Here is a 24788-nt window from a genome sequence, read left to right as displayed (position 1 = left end):
CTGATCCGAATTCCAAAACTGCTCGCCGCATAGCCACCCCGCGCCGGGGCACACTCAATAACAAGCTAGAAATTACATCCAACTCTACCGCGCCGCTCCAAAAACGACCGGCGGAAAAATGAAAATTCTCCATTTCAAGGTTTTTCAGCAGACTGCTAGGTCCACGGGCTGACGCCCCGCCAATCCCATTTGCTGCAGGAAAAAAGCACAGGATGCCCAAAATCCGCTATTGCACCAAATTGTTTTAAGCATAAAATGTTTTCAAGTTAGTGCTGCCGGGTGCTTTCCATGCCGAAAGGAGCGTGCGATGGCCAACGCCGCCAAGGTTCAAGTCTCGGGCTCGCATGACGGCAACGCCGCAACGGCTCATGTCGATGCGTTCGCGCGGCAACATCTGCCGCCGCGAGAGTTTTTGCCCGAATTCATTTTCTCGCGTCCCGAGCTGCAATATCCGCCCCGCTTGAACTGCGTCAGCTATTTCCTCGACCGCTGGGTCGAGCAGGGACATGGCGACGCCCCTTGCGTCATCAGCCCCGCTGGCAGCTACACCTATCGCGAGTTACAAGAGCTCGTGAACCGCATCGCCAATGTACTGGTCGGCAGGCTTGGTCTTGTGACCGGCGAACGCGTGCTGTTGCGCTCGGCCAACAATCCGATGATGGTTGCGACCTACCTCGCGGTGATCAAGGCTGGCGGCATCGTCGTCGCGACCATGCCATTGCTCCGCGCCAAGGAGCTGTCATATCCGATCCAGAAGGCGGAGATCACACTGGCGCTCTGCGATGGAAAACTCGCCGAGGAAATGGAGAAGGCGAAAGCCGCGGCACCCGGCCTCAGGCACGTGGTCTATTGGGGCAACGGGGCCGGCGACTCGCTCGAGGCGCTGATGGCGGAGGCGAGCCCGGAGTTCAGAGCTGTCGATACTGCTTCCGACGACATCTGCCTGATCGCCTTCACGTCGGGCACGACCGGCGATCCCAAAGGCACCATGCATTTCCACCGCGACATGCTGGCGGTCTGCGATGGTTATGCGCGCAACATCTTGCGTGCGGAGCAGAAGGATCGCTTCGTCGGCTCGGCACCGCTCGCCTTCACGTTTGGCTTCGGTGGCGTGCTGTTTCCGATGCACATCGGCGCCTCCTTCGTCGTTCTGGAGAAGACAGCGCCCGACGACATTCTGAACGCCATCGAGCAGCACAAGATCACGGTCTGCTTCACCGCGCCGACCGCGTACCGGGCGATGATCGGCAAGCTCCCGGGCCGCGACATTTCCACGCTCCGCAAATGCGTGTCCGCCGGCGAGACGCTGCCCAAGCCGACATTCGATGCCTGGCTGAAGGCGACCGGCATCAAGCTGATGGACGGCATCGGTTCGACCGAGCTGCTGCATATCTTCATCAGCGCCACCGAGGACGAGATTCGCCCGGGTGCGACAGGCAAGCCGGTGCCGGGGTATGAAGCGAAGATCGTCGACGATTCCGGCAATGATTTGCCGCCCGGCACGATAGGACAGCTCGCGGTACGCGGGCCGACGGGCTGCCGCTATCTCGCCGACGAGCGGCAGCGCAAATACGTCCAGAACGGCTGGAACATCACGGGCGACACCTATCTGATGGATAGCGACGGCTATTTCTGGTACCAGTCGCGCTCGGACGACATGATCGTGTCGGCCGGCTACAACATCGCAGGCACGGACGTCGAGGCGGCGCTGCTCACGCATCCCTCCGTCGTCGAGTGCGGGGTCGTCGGTGCGCCGGACGAGGCGCGCGGCATGATCGTGAAGGCCTATGTCATTGCCGCGCCTGGCGTGACGCCCGACGCTCAGCTGGTCACCGCGTTGCAGGAGCATGTCAAGCGCGAGATCGCGCCATACAAATATCCGCGCGCGATCGAGTTCGTGACGCAGCTACCGAAGACCGAGACTGGCAAGTTAAAACGCTTCGCCCTGCGGCAACTGGCGCAAGCCGCAGTGACGTCCTCTGGCGTCGCGGCGGAATGAGAAGGATAGAGAATTGTCCGTGACGACGCCGAAAGGCCCGCACCTCGCGGTGCTGCCGACAGCAGCCGAGGACGAAACCCGCTCCAGGGCGCAGGTACTTCAGCCGTCTGGTTGGCCGGTGCCGAAAGGCTATGCCAACGGCATGGCCGCCGAGGGACGCATCGTCGTCACTGGCGGCGTGATCGGCTGGGATGCCGAGGAACGTCTCGCGGAGGGTTTTGTCGCGCAGGTGCGCCAAACCCTGGGCAACATCGCCGCGATCCTCGCGGAGGCCGGTGCGCAGCCCAAGCATTTGGTGCGGCTGACCTGGTACGTCGTCGACATGGACGAGTACCTGACGAACCTCAAAGAGCTCGGCAAGGCCTACCGCACCATCTTCGGCGCGCACTATCCGGCGATGGCGCTGGTTCAGGTGGTCCGCCTCGTCGAGAAGGCGGCGCGCGTCGAAATCGAAGCCACCGCCGTCATTCCGCGCTGAGCCGTGCCCGGTTTCAGCTCGCCTTGGCGAGATCACCTAATCCTCAGGCTCCGCATTCGGCGCAAGGTCGGCGGAGCGGAACGGCTTGGCCTTGTCCAGTTTCCGGTAGGCGTCCGAGGCGGTCCGCAACAGCTTCTTTTCCCGCTTGCGGCTGAGGAAGCGAATGCCCGCCTCGGGGACGGCCTCGTTCAGCGACGCGGCCAGGGTCTGCCCTCGCGCATCGTCGTTCAACTGTCCCAGCGACTTTTGCGCCTTGCGCAATTGCTTGAGGATCGACTTCTGCTTCGTCAACGTGTCGTCGGCGAACAGGTCCTCCAGCGACTCGATCGAATAGGTCAGCCGCTTGTTGAGAAGCCGCAGCCTGTGCCGTTCCTCGACGTTGAGCTTGCGGAGCTTGCGCGCCTTCTTGAGCAGCGTCGTTTCCCACTCCGTGAGTTGCGCCGTCGCGTGGTCGGCAAGCGGGCAGCGGCGTAACCGGATGGCCTCCTTGCTGCGCCGGGTCGACCAGGGGCCGCTCTCGATCCAGCTGGAGGTCTGCTCGACGAGACGGCGATATCGCGCGGATTGCAGCGCACGCGCCAGCAGACGATGGCTCTCGGCGCGCTTCTCGTCCCAGTGCTGAAGTTCGGCAATCACGGTCAACTCGCCGCCGCTCTCGGCGATGACCCGCTCGATCGCCACGTCGAGGTCCCGCACCATGCCGAGTTGGCTGTTCAGCCATTTCAGTTCGGTCCAGACCTGCGGGCGCAGGGCGTCATCCACCATCGGCGAGAAGAAGCGGATGGCGGTGCGTAGATGCGTCAGTGCGATTCGGATCTGGTGCAGCGCCTCTGGATCGCCGCGGCAGGTGCCGTCATGCTGGGCAAGAACGGCGTCGAGGTGACGGCGGGCAATGATGCGGAAGGCCGTGTCGCAGACCATGCCGGGGCTGAGCCGGCCGGGCAGGGCGTTGCGCTTCGCCGCAGGCTTGGCGCGCGCGGCCGCCGTCGAACTCGTGCTGGGTCGCGCCATCCTTACCCGCGTCAAAACGGATTGCCTTATCTGCAGATTGCCTTACTTGCTCTCGGCGATCGCGTCCCGGCAGTTCTGGAGCGTCTGCTCTTGCGTCCCGGATGCATCGATGGTCGCCCAACCGACATGGCCGATATTATAGTGCTCTTGCAGCGCGGCAACCTCTTGCGTGGCGTCGGATGCGTCGCCGCGGCGGCTGCCGATCCGCGCCTGCCGGATCGCGAGGTCCGCAACGAGAAATAAGCCGCTCAGCGGAACGTTGCGCTCGCGTGCCAGTGCGGCGACCGCGTCTCGTTCGTCCTCACGGGCGAATACGCCGTCGATGATCGCCGAATGGCCTTGCGCCAGCACCCGCCGGGCGTGCTGAGCCAACATGTCGTAAACGCGGGCTGTAACCTCCGGCGTGTATGCGGATGCCGGCAGCTTGTGCGTCTCCTCGACCCCGAACATCTGCTTGCGGACGACGTCGCTGCGCAGCACGACGGCCCCCGGCTGCGGCGTAACGACCGGTGCGAGTGCGCGTGCCAAAATCGTCTTTCCGGTGCCTGACAGTCCGCCGACCGCGATCAGGCGGGGAGCGGGAGGGTGGATCAGCGCCCGGGCGAGGCCAAAATAGCGCCGTGCGTCGTCCACGATGCCGGGATTACTAGAATGTGACGGCTTCAGCCGTGCCAGGGCCACCTGGGCGCGGATCGCGGCCCGGACGGACATGAACAGCGGCAATGCGGAGAGCGCGTCGAGATTTTCGGGCGGCGTCGCGGCGAGATAACGGTTCAGCACGATGTTGGCCGCGTATCGTTGATCATGGCGCAGCAGGTCCATCAGCGTGAATGCGAGATCGTAGAGCACGTCGATGGTTGCGATCTGGGCGTCAAACTCGATGGCGTCGAACAGCACCGGCTTCTTGTCGATCGACACGATGTTCGCAAGATGCAGGTCGCCGTGGCAGCGGCGCACGAAGCCCTGACGGCTGCGCTCTATGAGCAGCGGACGGAGGCCCCTGAACATCGCGAGCGAGGCTGTACCGAGCCGTGCAATCTCTCCGGCTTCGAAGCCGGTCCGCAGGCCATTGCTGTTGCCGTCGATCAGCCCGGGGATGGAGGAAACCCATGCCTCGCCGTCGGCGGGGATCGCCGCGGCATGCGAAGCCACGATGGCGTCGGCGACAGCCGAGGCAAAATTAGCATCCAGCGGACCGGCCTTCGCCAGATGGTCCAGCGTCCGGCTCTCGTCGAAGCGCGACATCTCGACCGCATACTCGATCGGCCGGCCGGGGCCGTCGACCTTCACCGATCCGTCGGGCTCTTCCGTGATCGCCACGACCCGATGATAGATCTGCGGCGCCAGCGGCCGGTTGATCCTGAGCTCCTCCTCGCACGCCGCCTTGCGCTTCTCGAGCGTCGAATAATCAAGGAACGGAAACTGCACGGCGCGCTTGATTTTCAGTGCGCGCCTGCCTTCGAGAAAAACCGAAGCTGCGTGCGTATCGATCCGCCTCACGCCTGGATGCATGGCAGAATCGGTGAGCGCCGCAAAGATCCGGTCCTGGGTCGCAGAATCCTCTGTCATTCCAGTTCGCACTTCCACATGCATCGAAAGGCGGTCCACCAAGCGACAGGTTAACCCTTAGGAGGAGATCGCGGCCAGTCCTTGACCTTGGTCAACGCCCGTCCCGGCTGGCGGAGTTCCCCGGGCTTGACGAGGATCAAGCGTCCCGACGAAGCCGAGCCTAATCTAGCGGTCAAAGGAGAATCCCGATGCCCATCAAGGACGTCTTTCTGCCGCTTGTCGGCCAGCCGCGCGAGCCGGCCCTTGCTGCGATCGAGAAATGCGTTGCCGTTGCCGCCGACCTGGGCGCCAGGATCACCGCGCTGGCACTCGAAGAGGATGTTTTCGTGCGGCCGAAGGCAGCAGCTGCTGAATGCGTTCAGCCATGCGACCTCCCGCGCCAACATTCGCGCTCAAAGCCGGTCGGCCAAGATGCCGGCCGACCAGATCGCGTCAATCCTAGCCGAGCACGGGCGTTTCAGCGATCTCACGCTGGTCCCCGTGAAGCCGCACGACAGCCGGACCGAGCACATCATCGAGACGCTCCTGTTCGAATCCGGGCGGCCAGTGCTGCTCTGCCCGGAGCAGCATGTGAACGAATTGCGACCGGAATTCGAGAACGTCATGATCGCATGGGATCACTCCGCGCGTGCGGCGCGAGCGGTCGGTGACGCGCTGCCTATCCTTCAGGCAGCTACCTCGGTCCGCGTGGTGACCGTGGCGGACGACAAGTCCGACCGGATCGTGCAATCCGGGGCGGCTTTGGTCGATCACTTAAGGGAGCACGGGATCTACGCCTCGTTCGAAACCACGACGGGCAGCGGCAGTTCGATCGGCAAGGTGCTGGGAAGCTGGGCGAATTCCCATGCCATCGATGCGATCGTGATGGGTGCCTACCATCATTCGCGCCTGAACGAGATCGTTTGGGGCGGTGTGACAAAGACCGTCATTGGCGAGCCACCGTGCTGGGTTATGATCTCGCACTAGGCGGGTAGCCAGTTTGTCGGCCTGATCGTCAACCATCGGAACCGCCACCGACCGGGCGCATTTGCTTTCATGTCAACTTATCGTCTGAAGAACCTGTTGTCGCCGCGTTCCGTTGCGCTCGTCGGTGCGAGCGCCCGCCCGGTCTCCGTTGGACGCGCCATTCTGGAGAACATTCGGAAGGCTGAATTCACGGGGCAGTTCGGCCTCGTCAATTCGCGCCATGCCGAGATCGGCGGCGTCGCGGCGGTGGACAGCCTCGACAAGCTGTCGTTCGTGCCGGAACTCGTGGTCATCACCGCGCCGGCGCGCGCGGTTCCCGACATTATCGATCAAGCCGGCCGTCGCGGCTCGGCGGGCGCGCTGATCGTCTCGGCCGGGCTCGGTCACGGACCGGGGTCCCCGCACGAGGCCGCCATCGCGGCGGCACGCAAATTCGGCATGCGGCTGATCGGGCCGAACTGCCTCGGCATCATGATGCCCGGCGTGAGCCTCAATGCGAGTTTTGCCGCGCACATGCCGGGCGCCGGAAATCTCGCGCTGATTTCGCAATCAGGTGCCATCGCGGCCGGCATGGTCGATTGGGCCGCGCAGCGCGGCGTCGGCTTCTCCGGCATCATCTCGATCGGCAATCAGATTGACGTCGATATTGCCGATCTGCTCGACTATTTCGCGATGGATCACAAGACTCGTGCGATCCTGCTCTATATCGAGGCCATCAAGGACGCGCGGAAGTTCATGTCGGCAGCGCGCGCCGCGGCGCGCGTGAAGCCGGTCGTCGTGGTCAAATCCGGCCGCATGGCGCAGGGCGCGAGGGCGGCAGCCACCCACACCGGTGCGCTCGCGGGCGCCGACGCCGTCTATGACGCGGCGTTCCGCCGCGCGGGCGTCCTGCGGGTCTCCAATCTGCGCGAGCTGTTCGATTGCGCCGAGACGCTCGGCCGCGTCGAATCCCCGGCCGGAAAGCGCCTCGCCATCCTGACCAATGGCGGCGGGATCGGCGTCCTCGCCATTGACCGATTGGTCGAGCTCGGCGGCATTCCGGCGGGCATCTCGGCGGAGGCCCGCAAGAAGCTCGATGATGCGCTGCCGCCGACCTGGTCCGGCGCTAATCCCGTCGACATCGTGGGCGACGCCGATGCGTCGCGCTATGCGGCGGCGCTGGAGGTGCTGCTCGCCGATTCCGGCAATGACGCTGTCCTGGTCCTCAATGTGCAGACCGCGATCGCCTCGGCTGCCGATATCGCAACGATGGTGACCGAACGCGTCAAGGCATATCGCCAGAAGCACCGCAGTTGGGCCAAGCCCGTGCTCGCCTCGTGGATCGGAGCAGACCAGAACATCATCGAAACACTGTCTGGCGCCGGCATTCCGAACTATCCAACCGAAGACGACGCGGTACGCGGCTTCATGTACCTCGTGAGGCATCGCGAAGTCGTGGAGGAGCTGAGCCAGGTTCCTCCGGCGATGCCCGATACGTTCGTGCCTGACGCCCAGGCTGCCAGGCAGATTGTTACGTCTGCGATCGCCGACGGTCGCGAATGGCTCGAACCCGTCGAGATCAAGCTTCTGCTGGAGGCTTATGACATCGCAATGGTTCCGACCTATGCCGCCACTGATGTCGAGCAGGCGGTAGCCTACGCGAAAGAAATCTTCGCGCAAGGCGCCACCGTCGTGTTGAAAATCATGTCGCGCGACATCGTCCACAAATCCGATGTTGGCGGCGTCGTGCTCAATCTCACCGTGCCCGAGGCGGTGCGCACCGCTGCCACCGACATTATCGCTCGGGCAAGGAAGCTGCTTCCCGAAGCTCGCGTCGAGGGCGTCATCGTGCAGGCGATGGTCGTCAAGGCGAAGGCGCGCGAGCTGATCCTGGGCCTCGCCGACGATCCCACCTTCGGCACCGTCGTTGTCTTCGGCCGCGGCGGGATCGCGGTCGAGATCATCAACGACAGGGCGCTTGCGCTGCCGCCGCTCGATCTGCAACTGGCCCGCGACCTGATCGACCGCACGCGCGTGTCACGGCTGCTTCGCGCTTACCGGGACGTGCCGGCGGTGAAGCCCGACGCCGTCGCCATGGTCCTGGTCAAGCTGGCGCAGATGGCCGCCGACATTCCCGAGATCCGCGAATTCGACATCAATCCGCTGCTCGCGGATGAAACCGGCGTCACCGCGGTCGATGCCCGCGTCGCGGTCGGGTCGCCGCAACGGAAGTTTGCCGGCTCAGGTCCTGCCAACTTCGCCGTTCGGGCCTATCCGTCGCAATGGGAACGCCGCCTCGAGCTCAAGGACGGCTGGCGCATCTTCGTGCGGCCCTTGCGTCCCGAAGACGAGCCGACCATCCACGAATTCCTGCGTCACGTCACGGCGCACGACCTTCGCCTGCGTTTCTTCGCGCCGATGAAGGAGTTCACCCACGAGTTCATCGCGCGCCTGACCCAGCTCGACTATGCGCGCGCGATGGCATTTATCGCATTCGACGAGGCGACCGGCGAGATGGTCGGCGTGGTCCGGCTCCATTCGGACTCGATCTACGAGAGCGGCGAATACGCGATCCTGCTGCGGTCCGATCTCAAGGGCAGGGGGCTGGGCTGGGCGCTGATGCAACTGATCATCGACTACGCGAAGTCGGAAGGGCTCAAAGCGATCTCCGGTGATGTTCTCAGGGAGAACACCACGATGCTTGAGATGTGTCGCCAGCTCGGCTTCGAGGTGAGGCCGGATCCCGCCGAGCCCGATATTTGCGACGTCAGGCTGAAACTCTGAGCATCTCGGACGCCGCGTCCATTTTGCCTCCGGCGAGACGTGTTCTCCGAGGAGGACATCACAACCTCGTTCTACAATCTCCTCGAGGGCGTCATGCGGCTATACAAGCTGCTGCCCGACGGCCGGCGTCGAGGCTCTGGCCGCGGCCTGACCTTCTGTCCACAACGCTCTCGCAGACCCTCGCGCGATCATCGTCTGATCTGGCGCGCCAAATCGCGATGCTCACCCGGGCCAGCTCCGGGCGGTCGGCAGCGTCTCAACGCAATAAGAATTGCGTTACCTGCAACTCTGCATCTATCAAATGCATCGGCGCATCCTTCGGATGCCGACTAGGGGCCCGACCGCCGCATTTTCGCGGCATTTGCCTACAGATGCGCGCGTGCTTTCTGGTTGAAAAGCCTGATAACGTTGACTACGCAGGAACTTCAGTGCCTTGCAGTCTTAGGAGCCCCGCGGCGTGCCTCAGGACAAGACCGGCGACCCGCGACAGTCGGCGGGCAACAAACTATCGGTCCTACGCAAGCACCCGATCTTCGCGGATCTGGAGCCGGACGCGCTTGATCAGCTCTGCCGCTACGCCAAGCACACCATGGTGAAGCGCGGTGCGACGATCGCCGCCAAGGGCGATCCCGGAAACAATTTGTTCGCGGTGATCGCCGGGACAGTGAAGATTTCCTCTTCGTCGCCTGATGGGCGGAATGCCATTCTCAACCTGATCGGTCCTGGAGAAATCTTTGGCGAGATCGCCGTGCTCGACGGCGCGCCAAGGTCGGCCGACGCGACCGCCAACACCAATTGCGAGCTCTACATCATCGACCGCCGGGACTTCCTGCCGTTCGTGAAGAGCCAGCCGGCGCTGGCGATGAAATTCATCGAGCTGCTCTGCGCGCGCTTGCGCTGGACCAGCCAGCAAGTCGAGCAGGTGATCCTGCAAGATCTACCGGGTCGGCTCGCGAGCGCGCTGCTCGGTCTCACTGAGGAGCGCAAGCTCGACTCCGGCAGCGGCACGCTCACCATCACGCAGCAGGAGATCAGCGAGATGGTGGGGATGACGCGCGAGAGTATCAACAAGCAATTGCGCGTCTGGGCAGGTCGCAACTGGGTTCGCCTCGAGCACGGCGCCATCGTCGTGCTCGACATTGATGCCTTGCGCGAACTCGCCGAGAGCGGCCTCGACGGTAACTAGCTGTCGATGATTGCGACTGCGCGGGTCCAGCCTGCGGAGGCACGCTCGATCTTCACCGGAAAGCATGACACCGTGAACCCGGTCGAGGGCAGCTGGTCGAGATTGTGCAGCTTCTCGAGATGGCAATAGCCGATGTGCCGTCCCGCCTTGTGGCCTTCCCAGATCAGGCCGGCATTTTTTGTTTCCGCATATTTCTTCGCGGTATAGACGAACGGCGCGTCCCAGCTCCAGCCGTCGGTGCCGGTCAGCCGCACGCCGCGTTCGAGCAGATACATGGTGGCCTCATAGCCCATGCCACAACCGGAGTTGACGTATTCGGCGCGGCCGAATTTGGCGCCGGCGCTCGTGTTGACGACGACGATCTCCAGCGGCGACAGCGTGTGCCCGATCCGGCTCAACTCCTTCTCGACGTCGTCGGCGCTCGCGACATAACCGTCGGGCAGATGCCGGAAGTCGAGCTTCACGCCGGGCTGAAAGCACCATTCCAGCGGCACCTCGTCGATCGTCCATGACCGCTCGCCGCGATTCATGGTCGGATGGAAGTGCCAGGGCGCATCGAGATGCGTGCCGTTATGGGTCGACAGCGAGACTTGCTCGACGGCCCAGCCCTGGCCGTCCGGCAGGTCTTGCGCCTTGAGGCCGTCGAAGAACTGCAGCATGCGCGGCAGGCCTTGCTGGTGATCGATATACTGGATCGTCGGGTGATTGCCCGGGGGATCGGCCGTCACGTCGTTTCTGAGCGGCACGGAGATGTCGATCAGCTTCCGCGACATGGGTGTTCCTCGGGACGGTCCGTTTTGTTTCGAAGCATCTTGGAGGGGCCGCACCGGGGGCGTCAAGCGACGCGCGTGAACGTTTCCCGCGGCAGGCGGCCAGATGGTTTCGGAAAAAGCTGACTATTCCCAGATTGCCTCGAACCCGCTTGATCCATCGATGCAACTCTAGCATTGATCGATGCCGGATTTGGCTTGGACTCAGAATGCCGCCCGCCCTACGGACGACAATGGCGCTTGACTTCACACCTGAAGTGGAGCGACCCAAGGCGGCCCACAGCATCTGCCCAACGATATAATCACCTCAGGAGGAAGCCCAGATGAAGACACTCACCGGCATCATTGCAGCCGCTCTGCTTGCGGTCTCAGCCCCCTTGGCGACCGCACGCGATTTCCGTTCCGCCGACATCCATCCCGCTGATTATCCGACCGTCGAGGCCGTCAAGTTCATGGCCAAGCAGCTCGCGACGGCGAGCGGCGGCAAGCTTGGTGTGAAGGTGTTTCCCAACGGAGCCCTGGGCTCCGAGAAGGACACCATCGAGCAGCTCAAGATCGGCGCACTCGACATGATGCGGATCAACGCATCGCCCTTGAACAACTTCGTGCCGGAAACCATCGCGTTGTGCCTGCCCTTCATCTTCCGGGACACGCAGCACATGCGCACGGTCCTTGACGGGCCGATCGGCGACGAGATCCTGGCGGCTATGGCGCCCGCAGGCCTGATCGGCCTCGCCTATTATGACAGCGGCGCCCGGTCCATCTACACCGTTAAGGCACCGATCAAGTCGCTCGCCGACCTCAAGGGACTGAAGATCCGCGTCCAGCAATCCGACCTGTGGGTCGGCATGATCCAGAGCCTCGGGGCCAACCCGACGCCGATGCCGTATGGCGAGGTTTACACCGCGCTCAAGACGGGTCTGGTGGACGCTGCCGAGAACAACTGGCCCTCTTACGAATCCTCGCGCCATTTCGAGGCCGCCAAGTTCTACAACGTCACCGAGCACTCCCTGGCGCCCGAAGTTCTCGTGATGTCCAAGACGGTCTGGGACACGCTGAGCAAGGAAGATCAGGCGATGGTCCGCAAGGCGGCCAAGGAATCGGTGCCCGTCATGCGCAAGCTCTGGGACGAGCGTGAGCAGGCGTCCCGCAAGACGGTTGAGGCGGCCGGCGTTCAGGTCGTGACGATCGCCAACAAGGCGGAATTCGTCGATGCGATGAAGCCGGTGTACGACAAGTTCGCCGGTGACGAGAAGCTGAAGGGCCTCGTCAAGCGGATCCAGGACACGAAGTAAGACCATAGCGTCGGTCCGGCGTCGCCGAATGGCGACACCGGACCTCCGCAAGGAGACGCGCAAGGGAGACCTGGATGACAGACCCACACGTCGCAAGCCACGAGCAGGGGGAGGTAGCCGAACGCCCGTCTACCGGCTTGCTGTCGCGGATCAATGCCGTCGTCGCTCGCGCGGGGATGTATCTGTCGGTGACCGGGCTGCTCGCCATTGTCACCATCGTGTTCTACCAGGTGTTCGGACGTTACGTGCTGAATTCCAGCCCGACCTGGACGGAGAACCTTGCGCTGGTTCTGATCCTGTATGTCACGCTGATCGGCGCCGCTGTCGGCGTACGCGATGCCGGACACATCGGAATGGACAGCTTGCTGGTGATGCTTCCTGATCAAGTGCGTGAGAAGATCGAACTCGTGATCCACGTCCTGGTGGCCGTGTTCGGCATTGCGATGGCCTACAACGGCTGGATCCTCGGGGCGTCGGTCGGAACGGTGAAGATCCCCAATCTCGGCCTGCCGGAGGTCATCCGCTACGTGCCGCTGATCGCCTCCGGCGTCTTGATCGTTTCCTTTTCAATCGAGCACATCATTGCTCTCCTGCGCGGCGAAGAGGTCGTCCCCTCATGGAATTGATCATTCTCGGCGCCACTTTCTTCGGCTTTCTCGTCATCGGTGTACCCGTTGCCTTCGCGATCGGTCTCTCGGCGATTTGCACCATCCTCTACGAAGGCCTGCCGGTCGCCGTCATCTTCCAGCAGATGATGTCGGGGATGAACATCTTCTCCTTCCTCGCCATCCCGTTCTTCGTCTTCAGCGGTGAGCTGATGCTGCATGGCGGCGTCGCCGACAAAATCGTGCAGCTCGCCAAGAATCTCGTCGGGCACATCCGCGGCGGGCTCGGCATGTCGAACGTGGTCGCCTGCACGCTGTTCGGCGGCGTCTCCGGTTCGCCCGTGGCTGACGTGTCGGCAATGGGGGCCGTGATGATCCCCATGATGAAAAAGGAAGGCTTCGACACCGACTACGCCGTCAACGTCACCACCCATGCCTCGCTGGTCGGAGCGCTGATGCCGACCAGTCACAACATGATCATCTATGCGCTCGCCGCCGGCGGCAAGGTATCGATCGGCGCGCTGATCGCCGCCGGCCTGCTGCCGGCGCTCGTGCTGATGGTGTGCATGCTGGCCGCCGCTTACGGGGTCGCGGTGAAGCGAGGCTATCCGGCCGGCAAGTTCCCGGGCTGGCCCGCGGTTTTTCGCTCGTTTGCGGCCGCTCTGCCTGGCCTTCTGATCGTCGGCATCATCCTCTCAGGCATCCTCTCGGGCGTGTTCACGGCAACCGAATCCGCGGCCGTCGCGGTCACCTACACGATCCTGCTGACGTTCTTCATCTACCGCACCATGACCTTGCCGAACTTCCTGCGCGCCGCGGCCAAGGCGGTGAAGACGACGGGCGTGGTGCTGCTGCTGATCGGCGTCTCCACCATGTTTCAGTATCTGATGGGATTATATGAGGTGGCCGATTTCGCCGGCGACATGATGAGCAAGGTCTCGACGCAGCCCTGGGTCATCTTCCTGCTCATCAACGTCATCCTGTTCGTGCTCGGCACGTTCATGGACATGGCCGCGACCATCCTGATCTGCACGCCGATCTTCCTGCCGATCGCGATGAAGGCGGGCATGGATCCGGTGCAGTTCGGCATGCTGATGCTGATCAACTGCGCGCTGGGGCTGAACACCCCGCCGGTCGGAACCACGCAGTTCGTAGGCTGCGCCATCGGTGGCATCTCGGTGGGCGCGGTGATGCGCACCATCCTGCCGTTCTACGCCGCTCTGATCGCAGCTCTGATGTTCGTGACCTACGTTCCCGCCTTCTCGCTGTGGCTACCCCGCCTGCTGATGGGCTACAAGGGATAGCAGCAACACAGGAGAATCTATCCGTGACTGACTATCGCAAGCTCTTCGATCTCACCGGCAAGACCGCCGTGGTGCTCGGCGCCGCATCGGGCATCGGCAAATCGTCAGCCGAGGCGCTGGCCGGGCTCGGTGCCCGTGTCGTCTGCGCCGATCGCGCGCTTGATGCCGCCGAAGCGACCGCCGCCGGCATTCGCGACAAGGGCGGCTGGGCCGAGGCGGCTGCGTGTGACGCCGCGAGCGCTGCGGACGTCAATGCGCTGGCCAAAACCGTGATGCAGAAATTTCCGCGGCTCGATATCGCGGTGACCACGCCCGGGCTCAACATTCGCAAGACCATCCTCGACTATACCGAGGAGGATCTCGACCGCGTCCTCAACCTCAACGTCAAAGGCACGGTCTGGTTCTTCCAGGCGTTCGGCCGCATCATGGTCGAGCAGAAGGGCGGCAGCATCATTGCCTGCTCCTCGGTGCGTGCGGTGACCATCGAGCCGGGCCTGGGCGTCTACGGCTCGACCAAGGCGGCCATCGGCCTGCTGGTGAAGGGGTTTGCTTCCGAGGTCGGACGCTCCGGCGTGCGCGTCAATGCGATCGCGCCGAGCATCGCCGAGACCGCGCTGACCGGCCCGTTCAAGCAGCGTCCAGACATCTACAATCTTTACGCCGGCCACACCGTGTTCAACCGCTGGAGCAGCGCCGACGAGGTCGCGACCGCCGTCGCCTATCTCGCCTCGGACGCCGCAAGCTATGTCAGCGGCAGCACGCTGTTCGTCGACGGCGGCTGGACCGCGGTGGACGGGCCGCCGACCGGCCTCACCCAGCTGCACAAATAGGGCGGTTGTCTAGCCGGTGAAGCCTGCACGCTGGCGCAGTTCCTTGTGATCTGCGCCGGTCAGCAGCGCGATCAGCGCGGCCGCTTCTTGCGGATGCGCGGCCCGCGTGGTCACGCCGGCCGTGTACATCGTCACGAGCTCGCAGCCCGGCGGCAACGCCCCTGATAGCGCGATGCCGTCGGTCGCGATGATCTCGGTCGCCTGGGTGCAGCCGATCGGACGCGTCGCGGTCGATGACGCAAGCTCCCGCATCGCGGCCGCGCCATTGGGAAAAATCTTGAGGCGCGAAGCAACCTCATAGGCGATGCCGAGCTGATCCAGGACTTTTGCGACGTGCTGTCCCGCTGTCGAGGCTCTGGTATCCGGGACGTAGATTGCGTCGGCGCTGCGCAGCACTTCGCGCAAATTGGCCTCGGTCTTCACCGTCACCTTGGGATCGCGGCTGCGGACCGCCAGCGCGGTCTCGACCCGGCCGACATCTGCGATGGAGGAGGGGGTGACGAGCTTCTCCTCCGCGAGCTTCGCAAGCAGCGCCTGCGTCAGGATGACGAGATCGGCCGCCGTCCCCGCGCGCAGCTTGTCGGCCATGATGCCGACCGCGCCGAACTCACCGTCGATACCGAGGCCGGTCTGCGCCTTGAAGGGCTCGCTGAGGCCGCGTACCAGGCCTTGCGCCGCACCTCCGCTCAAAACATTCACTGTCGTCACGATGCTAGCTCCATGGCTGCGATGATCTTGGCGCGCGTGATCGGCAGGTCGCGCACGCGCACGCCGAGGCAATCGTAAACGGCATTTGCGATCGCCGCCGTCACCGGGCCGTGGGCGGCCTCGCCGGCGCCGGCCGGCTCGATCTCCGGTCGCTGAACGATCTCGACATCCACCGCCGGCACCTCGCTGAAGGTCAGGATCGGATAGTCGGTCCATGACGTCGATGTGATCCGCATCCGGTCGAAGCGGACGCGTTCCTTCAACACCCAGCTTGTCGCCTGGATCGCGCCACCCTCGATCTGGTTGATGACACCGTCCGGATTGACGGCCTCGCCGACATCGACCGCAAGCGTCAGCCGCTTGACGCGGATGTCATCAGTGCCTTCGATCTCGGCAATCGCGGCGCAATAGGCCCCTGTGTTCTTGTAGCGGGCGAAGCCGACGCCGTGGCCCGTGCCGGACTGCTTCTGCGGTTTCCACTGCGCGCGTCGTGCCGCGGCGCGGATGACGTCCTTCGCCCGCTCGTCGCACAGATGACGCAAGCGGAACGCGATCGGGTCCTCGCCGCGCAGGGCGGCGATCTCGTCGAGCAGGGACTCGATGGCGAACACATTGCCTTGTCCGCCGAGTGTCCGCAGCGCCGAGGTCCGCACCGGCATGGTCAGCAGCCGGTGGCTCGTAACCGTCCAGGCTGGGAGGTCGTAGAGCGGAATGGAGTTCCGATCGCCGCCGCCGCCGTTGGCAGCGGGCGGGTTGGTCGAGATCATGCGGGGGTAGGGGTTCACAATCTCGGTCGCTGCAAGCAGCGCGGGCTGTGCCGCGCGCCCCGGTCGCGCCGCGTGGCCGTTGCTCCAGATCGCATGACGCCAACCGACGATCTCGTTGTCCGCGTCGAGATCAGCCTCGACCTCGATCGCCATCGCTGCGCCAAACGGCGCGTGGGCCATCTCGTCTTGGCGCGACCACTGCACCCGCACCGGACGGCCGCCTGCCGCTTTCGCCAGCAGCACGGCATCGAGCGCGACGTCGTCGGCGGCATTGTGCCCGTAGCAGCCCGCACCCTCCATGTGCTCGACCACGATGTTTTCGGCCAACAGCTTGAGCACGATCGCGAGATCGGCGCGCAGCAGGTAAACGCCCTGGCTGTGCGTCCAAACGTGGACACGATCGTCGCCGGCCCATTGTGCCATGGCGCAGGAAGGCGCGATCGAGGCATGCGCGATGTAGGGGCGGGTGTATTGCCGGCGGAGAGTCCGAATGGGCTTGCCTGTCGTTGCCGCCATCCTGGTGTCGATGACATAAGTCTCGACCGGCTGGCTCTTCAGGAAGCCCGCCAGATCATTTTCATCGGGCAACGGTTCGCCGGCTGACCATGTCGCGCCCTTGCGCAAGGCTTTCAGCGCGGTTTCCGCCGCTGCCTCGCTGTCCGCAACCACGCCGGCAAAGCCGCCGTCGCGGACGATCGCGACGAGGCCGGAAACGGCGCGCGCGGCCGCTTCGTCCAGTGCGATCAGCTTGGCGCCCGAGACGTGCGGCCGCAACACGCGTCCGTGCACCAGGTCCGGCAGCGCATGGTCATGGATGAAGCGCGGCCGTGCGAACACCTTGTCGGGAATATCGACGCGCTGGACCGAATGTCCGGCGATAGCGCGTTTGGCGAAGTTCTTCGTTGTCGCGCCCGCATTGGCGTCGTGGTCGAGCGAGACGTCGCCGGCAAGCTCCCAATAGCTGGTCCTGACATTGCCGGGGCCCGAGATCGTGCCGTCATCGATCTCGAGCAGCGACGCATCGACGCCGAGACGTTCCGATGCCGCGACGAGGAAGCGCTGGCGCACCTCGGCGCAGGCGTGGCGCAGCGCGCGGCCGGACTGCTGGATTGAGAGGCTGCCCGAGGTGACGCCCTCGTTGGGGCTGGTCGCTGTGGAGGCACGGATCATCTCGATCCTGATGATATCGACGTCGAGCTCGTCGGCGGCGATCTGCGCCAGCGCCGTGACGATGCCCTGACCGATCTCGACCTTGCCGGGCGAGATCGCGATACGGCCTACGCCGATGAGCCTCACCCAGGAGGACAGCTTTGGATTGGCCGCAAGGCTGACCGGCAGTGTCGGGGCAGGGGACGCCGTACTCATGATGCCGCCATCTGCGACGCCGCCCGCAGCACGGCGCGGACCATCCGGTTGTGCGATCCGCAGCGGCACAGATTGTGATCCAGCGCCGCTTTGACCTCCGCCTCGGTCGGCGACGGATTGCGCTTCAGCAACGCCGCCGCGCTGATCAGGATCCCGGAGACGCAATAGCCGCATTGCATCGCCTGTTCGGCGATAAAGGCACGTTGCAGCGGGTGCGGTTGCTCTGCCGTGCCGAGGCCCTCGACCGTGACGATGTCCTTGTCCGCGACCGACCACATCGGCAAGTCGCAGGAGGCCATCGCGCGGTCGCCGACCATGACATAGCAGGCGCCGCACTCGCCGGCTCCGCAACCGAAATGCGGACTGGTGACGCCGAGCCGGCCGCGCAGCACATCGAGCAGCGTCTGATCGGGATCGGAATCCACGGACGTGGCCGCGCCGTTGAGCTGGAATTGAATGGTAGGCATTGTCGTTCTACAGCCTCAGGACTTGTCGAACTTCTTGACGACGTCGGCCCATTTTTCGATGTCGCCGCGCAGGAATGTTTCAAATTCGTCCGGCGTCATCGACATGGGCACGGCACCCTGCTCGGTCCAGAGCTTTACGATGTCGGGGCGTTTCACCATCGCGTTCACGGCGGCATTGAGCTTGTCGATAACAGGTTTCGGCGTGCCGGCCGGAGCCATCAAGCCGAGCCAGATCGTGGCTTCATAGTCTGCTACGCCCGCCTCGATCGCCGTCGGTACGTTCGGCAGCACCGCTGAGCGCTGCTTGCCGGTGGTCGCGAGCGCGCGGACCTGGTTCTCGCCGATATTAGGCGCCATCGCCGGCACTGCGTCGATCATCATCTGCACCTGCCCGCCGATCACGCCGCTGCGCGCCTCGCCGCTGTTGCGGTAGGGGACGTGCACGAGGTCGATGCCGGCCATGGCTTTGAACAGCTCCCCGGCCATGTGATAGGGCGTGCCCTGGCCGGAGGACGCGTAGTTCAATTTGCCCGGCTGCGACTTGGCGAGCGCGACGAACTCCAGCAGTGTCTTCGCTGCGACTTGCGGGTTCACCACGATGACGAGATCGGAATAGTTCACCGGCGTGATCGGCGCGAGGTCACGCATCAGCTCGTATTTGCGTTTATCCGGCGTCAGCAGGGATTCGTTTGCGGTCTGGGTGTTGGACATCATCAACAGCGTGTAGCCGTCGGCCGGCGACTTCGCCGCTTCGACCGTGCCGATGACGCCGCCCGCGCCGGTTCGGTTCTCGATCACGAAGGGCTGGCCGAAACTCTCCTGGAGCGCATTGCCGATCAGCCGGGCCGCGACATCGGCCGGCCCGCCGGCGCCGAAGGGCACGACGATCCGGACCGCGTGGTTGGGATAGTCTTGTGCCAGGGACGGGGCTGCGGAGAATGCGCTGAGCAGGCCGGCGCCCAGCGCCAGCATAAATTGTCGGGCCCTCACACCCACCTCCCTGAAGTCGCTTTTGTTGGCCGGCACTGTAGCGGCAGGGGAGGCTGACTGTCGACGGCTCACAAAGCCGATCGTGCCGGGAATATCGGGCGGTTTTCGGTGTGGCGGCCCCGTTCTTCGCGGTCGCGGCAGGAACCGGCGGCGCGTGATTTGAGCAAATCGCATGGGCATTGCCGGATAAATACGCTCGGCTGACAGGTATTTTGGTGTTACGAAATTGGACATGAACCAGCACGCCAAGATCGAAATCCGCCATTCCACCTGCCCGCATGATTGCCCGTCGGCCTGTGCCCTCGATGTCGAGGTGGTCGAGGGACGCAGCATCGGCCGCGTCCGCGGTTCGAAAAAGCAGACCTATACGGCCGGCGTGGTCTGCGCCAAGGTCGCCCGTTATGCCGAGCGCATCCATCATCCAGAAAGGCTGATGTACCCGATGCGCCGCACCGGGCCGAAGGGTTCCGGCCAATTCGCGCGGATCAGCTGGGACGAGGCGCTCGACGAGATCGGGCGTCGCTTCAATCAAGCCGAGCGCGAGTTCGGCGCGGAATCGATCTGGCCCTATTATTACGCCGGCACGATGGGGCTGGTGATGCGCGACGGCCTCAATCGCCTTACGCATGTGAAGAAATATTCGCGCTTCTATCAGACCATCTGCGCCAATGTCGGGCGCATCGGGTTCGCGATCGGCACCGGCAAGATCGCCGGCGTCGATCCGCGCGAGATGGCACTCTCCGACCTCGTCGTGATCTGGGGCACCAATCCCGTCAACACGCAGGTCAACGTGATGACGCACGCGGCACGTGCGCGGAAGGAGCGCGGCGCCAAGATCGCGGCGGTCGACATCTACGACAACGAAACCATGAAGCAGGCCGACATCAAGATCATCCTGCGGCCCGGCACCGATGGTGCCTTCGCCTGCGGCGTGATGCATGTCCTGTTCCGTGACGGCTATGCCGACCGCGCCTATATGGACAAGTACACCGATTGCCCTGACGAGCTCGAGGCGCATCTGGAGACGCGCACGCCGGAATGGGCGTCCGCGATCTCGGGCGTGCCGGTGGCGGAGATCGAGGCCTTTGCCAAATTGGTCGGCGAAACCAAGCGCACCTTCTTCCGGCTTGGCTACGGCTTCACCCGCTCGCGCAACGGCGCGGCGCAGATGCATGCCGCGAACTGCATTCCCGCGGTGACCGGCGCCTGGCAATATGAAGGCGGCGGCGCCTTCTTCAACAATTACGCATTGTGGCACTTCAACGAATCCATCATCGAAGGCCACGACGCCATCGACCAGACCATCCGTGCGCTCGACCAGTCGCAGATCGGCCGCATCCTCACCGGTGATGCCGAGGCCCTGCACGGCAAGGGTCCGATCAAGGCGATGCTGATCCAGAACACCAATCCAATGACGGTGGCGCCGGAGCAGGCACTGGTGCGCCAGGGCTTTGCGCGCGAGGATCTGTTCGTCGCGGTGCATGAGCAGTTCATGACCGAGACGGCTGAGATGGCCGACATCGTGCTGCCGGCGACGATGTTCATGGAGCACGACGATCTCTATTACGGCGGCGGCCACCAGCACATCTCGGTCGGGCCGAAGCTGATCGATCCGCCCGGGGAATGCCGCTCCAACCACGAGGTCCTGCAGGCGCTGGCGCCGCGGCTTGGCGCCAGGCATCCGGGCTTCGAGCTGACGCCGCGCGAATTGATCGACGCGACGCTGAAGCTCAGCGACCACGGCGACATTGCCGGCCTCGAAGCAGATCTCTGGCGCGACCTGCAGCCGGACTTCCGCACCTCGCATTATCTCGACGGCTTCGCCCATGCCGACAGGAAATTCCACTTCAAAGCCGATTGGGCGCATCCGCCGTTCGGCCAGACGATGGGGGACTTCGACAAGATGCCGTCGCTGCCGGACCATTGGGCGGTGATCGAGCACTCCGATCAGGCCCATCCGTTCCGGCTTGCCACCAGCCCGTCGCGCAGCTTCCTCAACACCACCTTCAACGAGACGCCGTCCTCCCAGGCGCGCGAGGGCAAAGCGAGCGTGATGATCCATCCCCTGGATGCGGCCGCGCTCGACATCGCCGACGGCGACGCCGTGACGCTCGGCAACACCCGCGGCGAGACCACGCTGATTGCCACTCTGTTCGAGGGCGTGCGCCGTGGTGTGCTGATCGCGGAGTCCGTTCATCCCAACAAGAACCATATCGGTAACCGCGGCATCAACATGTTGACGGGCGCGGACACCATCGCGCCGATCGGCGGAGCCGCTTTCCACGACAACAAGGTCTGGATCAGGAAAGCGGTCGCGGCCTGAGCGCACGCGCTTCGTTCGCCTTTCAAGTTTGTGTCGAGGCGCTAAAGCGGCGGCTCGCCGCAGATTGCCCTTGCACCTTCCGCCAGTGCTGCCGCAAATGGCTGCAAAACGGGAACTAAAGGAAGCGAGTGCGCCATGACCGGCACCACAGCCGTGATTACTGAGAAGCGCGGGCAGGCGCTCTGGATCACCATCAACCGGCCCGAGAAACGCAATGCGCTGAATGGCGAGGTGATCGCCGGCATCGCACGCGGCTATCGCGACGCGCATGACGACAAGGACATCCGCGTCATCGTGCTGACGGGTGCGGGCGAGAAGGCGTTCTGCGCCGGCGCGGATTTGCAGAACTCCGGCGCGGCTTTCGCGATGGACCATTCCAAACCAAATGTCGACTATGCCGATCTGCTGCGTTTGTCGCAGAACGCGACCAAGCCGGCGATTGCGCGCGTCGGCGGCGTCTGCATGGCCGGCGGCATGGGCCTGCTCTGCATGACCGACATGGCGGTCGGCGCCGATCACGTCATCTTCGGCCTGCCGGAGGTGAAGGTCGGCGTGTTTCCGATGCAAGTGTTGAGCCTGTTGCAGTCGATCGCGCCGCCTCGGCTCGTCAACGAATGGGCGCTGACCGGCGAGCCGTTCGACGCGAAAGCGGCGCAAGGAGCAGGCTTGCTCAATTATGTCGTGCCCACAGCCGAGCTGGATGCCAAGGTAGACTGGCTGATCGGCCGCATCGTCGACAAGTCCCCGACCGCGATCCGCCGCGGCAAATACGCGATGCGCTTGATCGCCTCGATGTCGTTCGACGAGAGCATCGCCTACACCGAAAGCCAGATCGCGCTGCTCGCCATGACCGAGGACGCCAAGGAAGGGCTGAAAGCGTTCGGCGAAAAGCGCAAGCCGATTTGGACGGGGCGGTGAGGGCGCACCGCTCTCGTGTCCCGGACGCGCTGCAACGCTCTTGCGTTGCTGCGCAGAGCCGGGACCCAGAAGGCAGTTCGGTACAGCGCGGGGGGATAGGCCCCGGCTCTGCAGCGCACCGCTGAAGAAGCGCTGCGCTGCGTCCGGGGCACGAGAGCGATTTCCACCAGCTTAGATTCGATTGTCAAACAGCAAACACGCCTTCGCCTTCTCGCGGCGTATTCCGCCCGAGGTTTGCTCTCCGTTTCACGCCCTTTCCGGAGAAAGGGCGCAGGGAAGGCCGGGTGCCGGCTGGCACCCGCATAACTCCCGTGCGAGAACGTTGCACACGCAATGCACAGGAGAGAAACAGGGCAGCCTGACATCCGGCCTTCCCTGCGCAGGGGAAAATAATTACCCGCGTGGACGCGCAGAGAAGCCGGTGGAATGGCTAAGTCATTGATTTAGCTGCGGACGATGCCACATTGCCCCACAGGCTTCCTTACACCTTCCCACACACCGGAAGGTCCGTCATAACGCTTTGGAGAGCCGCAGCGCTCGCCTGAAACTGCAAGTCCGGCGCAAGCCGTATCCCGGCCCCTCGCTCGCGCGCGGCGTCTCGTTGCTCTATCGCCGCAATCGCACAAACGGCACTTGGGTCGTGAAGGCGAGCAACGGTCACGGCGCTTACTGGACCAAGCGCATCGCTGATGCCGACGACTTCGCCGAGGCTGACGGCAAAGCTGTGCTGACGTTCTTTCAGGCGCAGGACACCGCGAAGCGATTGGCGCGCGGTGACAATGGCAGCGGCGACAATGCACCCATCACCGTAGACGGCGCCCTCACCGCCTATGAGGCCGATCTGAAGGCGCGCAGCTCCAATCCTTACAACGCCCAATGGCCTCGTGTTCATCTCACGTCGGTGCTGCTCGCCAAACCGGTCATAGTGCTCACCTCCAACGAACTGCAGAAGTGGCGCGACGGTCTGCTCTCCAAGATGGCGGCTTCGACCGTCAATCGCCTCTGCGGTTGCCTGTGCGCCGCTCTGGAGCTTGCCGCACGTCATGATCAGCGGATCCAGAACAAGCAAGCATGGGACGTTGGACTAGCCGGCTTGCCGGATGCGCAAGAAGCCCGCAACGTGATCCTGTCGGATGAGGAGGTGCGGCAATTCGTTTCCGGCGCATATGGCCTCGATGACAAGCTCGGTTTGCTAGTTGACGCGCTGGCGATCACTGGCGCGCGACCGAGCCAAGCCGTGCGGTTGCGCGTTGCCGATCTGGATTCTCATCCGGCACGCCCCAAATTGTCGATGCCCAAGTCAGCCAAAGGCGGCGGGCGCAATCGCGCCAAGAAGAAACACGAGCGCTACAGCGTGCCGATCACGGTGCAGCTCGCGGCAAAGCTGCGAGAAGCGGCGAAGGGCCGTCCTGATACCGCACCATTGTTCTTGCAAACCGATGGCACAGCTTGGGGAGACAATCCCGGCCAGACTTATCATCGCCAGATCGACAAGATTGTCACCGCGATTGGCCGCGACCCGGCCGAAGTGACGATCTATGCACTGAGGCATTCGAGCATCGTGCGCATGCTGCTTGCTAATGTTTTGATCCGGCTGGTGGCATCGTTGCATAACACGAGCGTGCAGATGATCGAGCGCACCTATTCGAAGTACATCACCGAGCACAGCGACGAGATTTCGCGCAGAGCACTGCTGCGGGATGAGACGCCGACGGGCGATAATGTCGTGGCGCTGGCGGGCTAGTAGGCATGGCTGGATCCATTCACGATCAGCTCGTCAAGGCACTTTCAGAGCTTGGGGCTCGTGCCTTGGCCGAGAAGCACGCCGTGTACGTCCATGCGGTCGTGCTCGCGGCATCACGAGGTCACGACATTGGGGAAGACGAGACCGGCTACTATGCCCGGCCGCGGCGCGCGAAGTCGCCGGGCCCCGCAAAAGAATTCCGCGATCTCGCAAGCCTAGCGCGGAAGACAATTCGGGGAAAAATCAGCCAGCAGGACTGGGCTCGCGAATGGGCTGCAAGGCCACCCGCGATCTGGAGGGCGTGCCGGCCGTTCTTGTTGGAGTCCGGGCGTCGCTCACTGGATAGGACAAAGCTTATCGGCTTCTCCGCCCCAGGCTTCACCACTGTTATTCCGAAGCCCGAAGCGGTCCTGCCGGCGCTGGAGATAGCGCGTGAGCTTAGCAAGATCGCGATAGGGGACAAGAAGCAGCGCAAGCCTGACCAAGCAACAGATGATGTAATTTCGGCGGTCCAGTCGGCGTATAGCGCCCTTACTGGATACCAAGGGGGTCGCGCTTTTCTGAACGGCGGACATGTCCCCAAGATTCTCCGGTTGGGTCATGAGATCGATGAACTGTTCGGCACGAACTTTTTCCCCCAGTCCGATAGCACCCGACTGAAGAGAGTCTGGGGACAGAAGCCAGCTCAGCAGAAGTGATTCCGGCGACAAACGACCATTCTTATGCGGCT

Annotated in this window: 19 protein-coding genes and 2 pseudogenes; 14 read left to right on the top strand and 7 right to left on the bottom strand. The window is 63.8% G+C overall.

Annotated elements, in window-relative coordinates; all coding sequences use genetic code 11:
• Window positions 1-307: 307 nt before the first annotated feature.
• The gene (locus ABIB06_RS36695; RefSeq protein ID WP_354049769.1) at window positions 308-1999 is read left to right on the top strand and encodes a benzoate-CoA ligase family protein; all 1692 of its coding nucleotides are present in this window, start codon (window positions 308-310) and stop codon (window positions 1997-1999) included.
• 19 nt (window positions 2000-2018) lie between these two features.
• Window positions 2019-2477, top strand: coding sequence for a RidA family protein (locus tag ABIB06_RS36690; RefSeq protein WP_502916593.1), 459 nt, complete (start codon window positions 2019-2021; stop codon window positions 2475-2477).
• Between the two features lie 36 nt (window positions 2478-2513).
• On the opposite strand, the gene ABIB06_RS36685 is transcribed toward ABIB06_RS36690, so the two are convergent.
• Complete coding sequence (locus ABIB06_RS36685) at window positions 2514-3488, bottom strand: CHAD domain-containing protein (RefSeq protein ID WP_354049771.1); 975 nt, start codon at window positions 3486-3488, stop codon at window positions 2514-2516.
• 42 nt (window positions 3489-3530) lie between these two features.
• A complete protein-coding gene (locus ABIB06_RS36680) occupies window positions 3531-5057 on the bottom strand; it encodes a bifunctional aminoglycoside phosphotransferase/ATP-binding protein (RefSeq protein WP_354049772.1) in 1527 nt (508 codons plus the stop codon).
• A gap of 188 nt (window positions 5058-5245) precedes the next feature.
• Between ABIB06_RS36680 and ABIB06_RS36675 the strand changes: the two are divergent.
• From ABIB06_RS36675 to ABIB06_RS36660, 4 genes and pseudogenes are all read left to right on the top strand, one after another.
• Window positions 5246-6023 (top strand): annotated as a pseudogene (locus tag ABIB06_RS36675) (universal stress protein).
• 69 nt (window positions 6024-6092) lie between these two features.
• Complete coding sequence (locus ABIB06_RS36670) at window positions 6093-8786, top strand: bifunctional acetate--CoA ligase family protein/GNAT family N-acetyltransferase (RefSeq protein WP_354049773.1); 2694 nt, start codon at window positions 6093-6095, stop codon at window positions 8784-8786.
• Window positions 8785-8936: pseudogene (locus ABIB06_RS36665) on the top strand (cyclic nucleotide-binding domain-containing protein); the annotation flags it as partial. The gene ABIB06_RS36670 and the pseudogene ABIB06_RS36665, both read left to right, overlap by 2 nt.
• Window positions 8937-9243: 307 nt before the next feature.
• Window positions 9244-9972: a Crp/Fnr family transcriptional regulator gene (locus ABIB06_RS36660; RefSeq protein ID WP_247350731.1), complete on the top strand. Its 729-nt coding sequence runs from the start codon at window positions 9244-9246 to the stop codon at window positions 9970-9972.
• Here the strand turns inward: ABIB06_RS36660 and ABIB06_RS36655 are convergent.
• A complete protein-coding gene (locus tag ABIB06_RS36655) occupies window positions 9969-10745 on the bottom strand; it encodes a cyclase family protein (RefSeq protein WP_354049774.1) in 777 nt (258 codons plus the stop codon). The genes ABIB06_RS36660 and ABIB06_RS36655 overlap by 4 nt on opposite strands.
• A 320-nt stretch (window positions 10746-11065) precedes the next feature.
• Between ABIB06_RS36655 and ABIB06_RS36650 the strand changes: the two genes are divergently transcribed.
• The 4 genes from ABIB06_RS36650 (at window position 11066) to ABIB06_RS36635 (ending at window position 14776) form a co-directional block, all read left to right on the top strand.
• Window positions 11066-12037, top strand: coding sequence for a TRAP transporter substrate-binding protein (locus ABIB06_RS36650; protein ID WP_354049775.1), 972 nt, complete (start codon window positions 11066-11068; stop codon window positions 12035-12037).
• A gap of 74 nt (window positions 12038-12111) precedes the next feature.
• Window positions 12112-12663, top strand: coding sequence for a TRAP transporter small permease (locus ABIB06_RS36645; protein ID WP_354049776.1), 552 nt, complete (start codon window positions 12112-12114; stop codon window positions 12661-12663).
• Window positions 12654-13946 carry a TRAP transporter large permease gene (locus tag ABIB06_RS36640; protein WP_247350737.1) on the top strand — a complete coding sequence of 431 codons (1293 nt, stop codon included), beginning with the start codon at window positions 12654-12656 and terminating at the stop codon, window positions 13944-13946. Before ABIB06_RS36645 ends, ABIB06_RS36640 begins: the two co-directional genes overlap by 10 nt.
• Before the next feature lie 23 nt (window positions 13947-13969).
• A complete protein-coding gene (locus ABIB06_RS36635; RefSeq protein ID WP_354049777.1) occupies window positions 13970-14776 on the top strand; it encodes an SDR family NAD(P)-dependent oxidoreductase in 807 nt (268 codons plus the stop codon).
• A 9-nt stretch (window positions 14777-14785) separates the two neighbouring features.
• Here the strand turns inward: ABIB06_RS36635 and ABIB06_RS36630 are convergent, their stop codons facing one another.
• The 4 genes from ABIB06_RS36630 to ABIB06_RS36615 are packed head-to-tail and all read right to left on the bottom strand — an operon-like array spanning window position 14786 to window position 19055.
• Window positions 14786-15484 carry a molybdate ABC transporter substrate-binding protein gene (locus tag ABIB06_RS36630; RefSeq protein ID WP_247350742.1) on the bottom strand — a complete coding sequence of 233 codons (699 nt, stop codon included), beginning with the start codon at window positions 15482-15484 and terminating at the stop codon, window positions 14786-14788.
• Window positions 15481-17616, bottom strand: a complete 2136-nt coding sequence (locus ABIB06_RS36625; protein ID WP_354049778.1) for a xanthine dehydrogenase family protein molybdopterin-binding subunit — start codon at window positions 17614-17616, stop codon at window positions 15481-15483. The genes ABIB06_RS36630 and ABIB06_RS36625 overlap by 4 nt, the downstream gene beginning before the upstream one ends.
• Window positions 17613-18083, bottom strand: coding sequence for a (2Fe-2S)-binding protein (locus ABIB06_RS36620; RefSeq protein ID WP_354049779.1), 471 nt, complete (start codon window positions 18081-18083; stop codon window positions 17613-17615). Before ABIB06_RS36620 ends, ABIB06_RS36625 begins: the two co-directional genes overlap by 4 nt.
• Before the next feature lie 15 nt (window positions 18084-18098).
• On the bottom strand, window positions 18099-19055 hold the full coding sequence (locus tag ABIB06_RS36615; protein ID WP_354049955.1) for a Bug family tripartite tricarboxylate transporter substrate binding protein: 957 nt from the start codon (window positions 19053-19055) through the stop codon (window positions 18099-18101).
• 250 nt (window positions 19056-19305) lie between these two features.
• Here ABIB06_RS36615 and ABIB06_RS36610 point away from each other — a divergent pair, with 250 nt between their 5' ends.
• The 4 genes from ABIB06_RS36610 to ABIB06_RS36595 all read left to right on the top strand — a co-directional run bounded on the left by ABIB06_RS36610 (window position 19306) and on the right by ABIB06_RS36595 (window position 24756).
• Window positions 19306-21396, top strand: coding sequence for a molybdopterin-dependent oxidoreductase (locus tag ABIB06_RS36610; RefSeq protein ID WP_354049780.1), 2091 nt, complete (start codon window positions 19306-19308; stop codon window positions 21394-21396).
• A 135-nt stretch (window positions 21397-21531) separates the two neighbouring features.
• Window positions 21532-22314, top strand: a complete 783-nt coding sequence (locus ABIB06_RS36605; RefSeq protein WP_354049781.1) for an enoyl-CoA hydratase/isomerase family protein — start codon at window positions 21532-21534, stop codon at window positions 22312-22314.
• A 601-nt stretch (window positions 22315-22915) separates the two neighbouring features.
• Entirely contained in the window at window positions 22916-24058 is a 1143-nt protein-coding gene (locus ABIB06_RS36600; protein WP_354049782.1) for a tyrosine-type recombinase/integrase, read from the top strand.
• Between the two features lie 5 nt (window positions 24059-24063).
• The gene (locus ABIB06_RS36595; protein WP_354049783.1) at window positions 24064-24756 is read left to right on the top strand and encodes a hypothetical protein; all 693 of its coding nucleotides are present in this window, start codon (window positions 24064-24066) and stop codon (window positions 24754-24756) included.
• The last annotated feature ends 32 nt before the right edge of the window (window positions 24757-24788 follow it).

Source organism: Bradyrhizobium sp. LB8.2 (genome assembly GCF_040548035.1).
In the GTDB taxonomy this organism is placed as follows: Bacteria; Pseudomonadota; Alphaproteobacteria; order Rhizobiales; family Xanthobacteraceae; genus Bradyrhizobium.
Note: the sequence above shows the minus strand (reverse complement) of the source record. Positions and strands in the feature narration are given on the sequence as shown.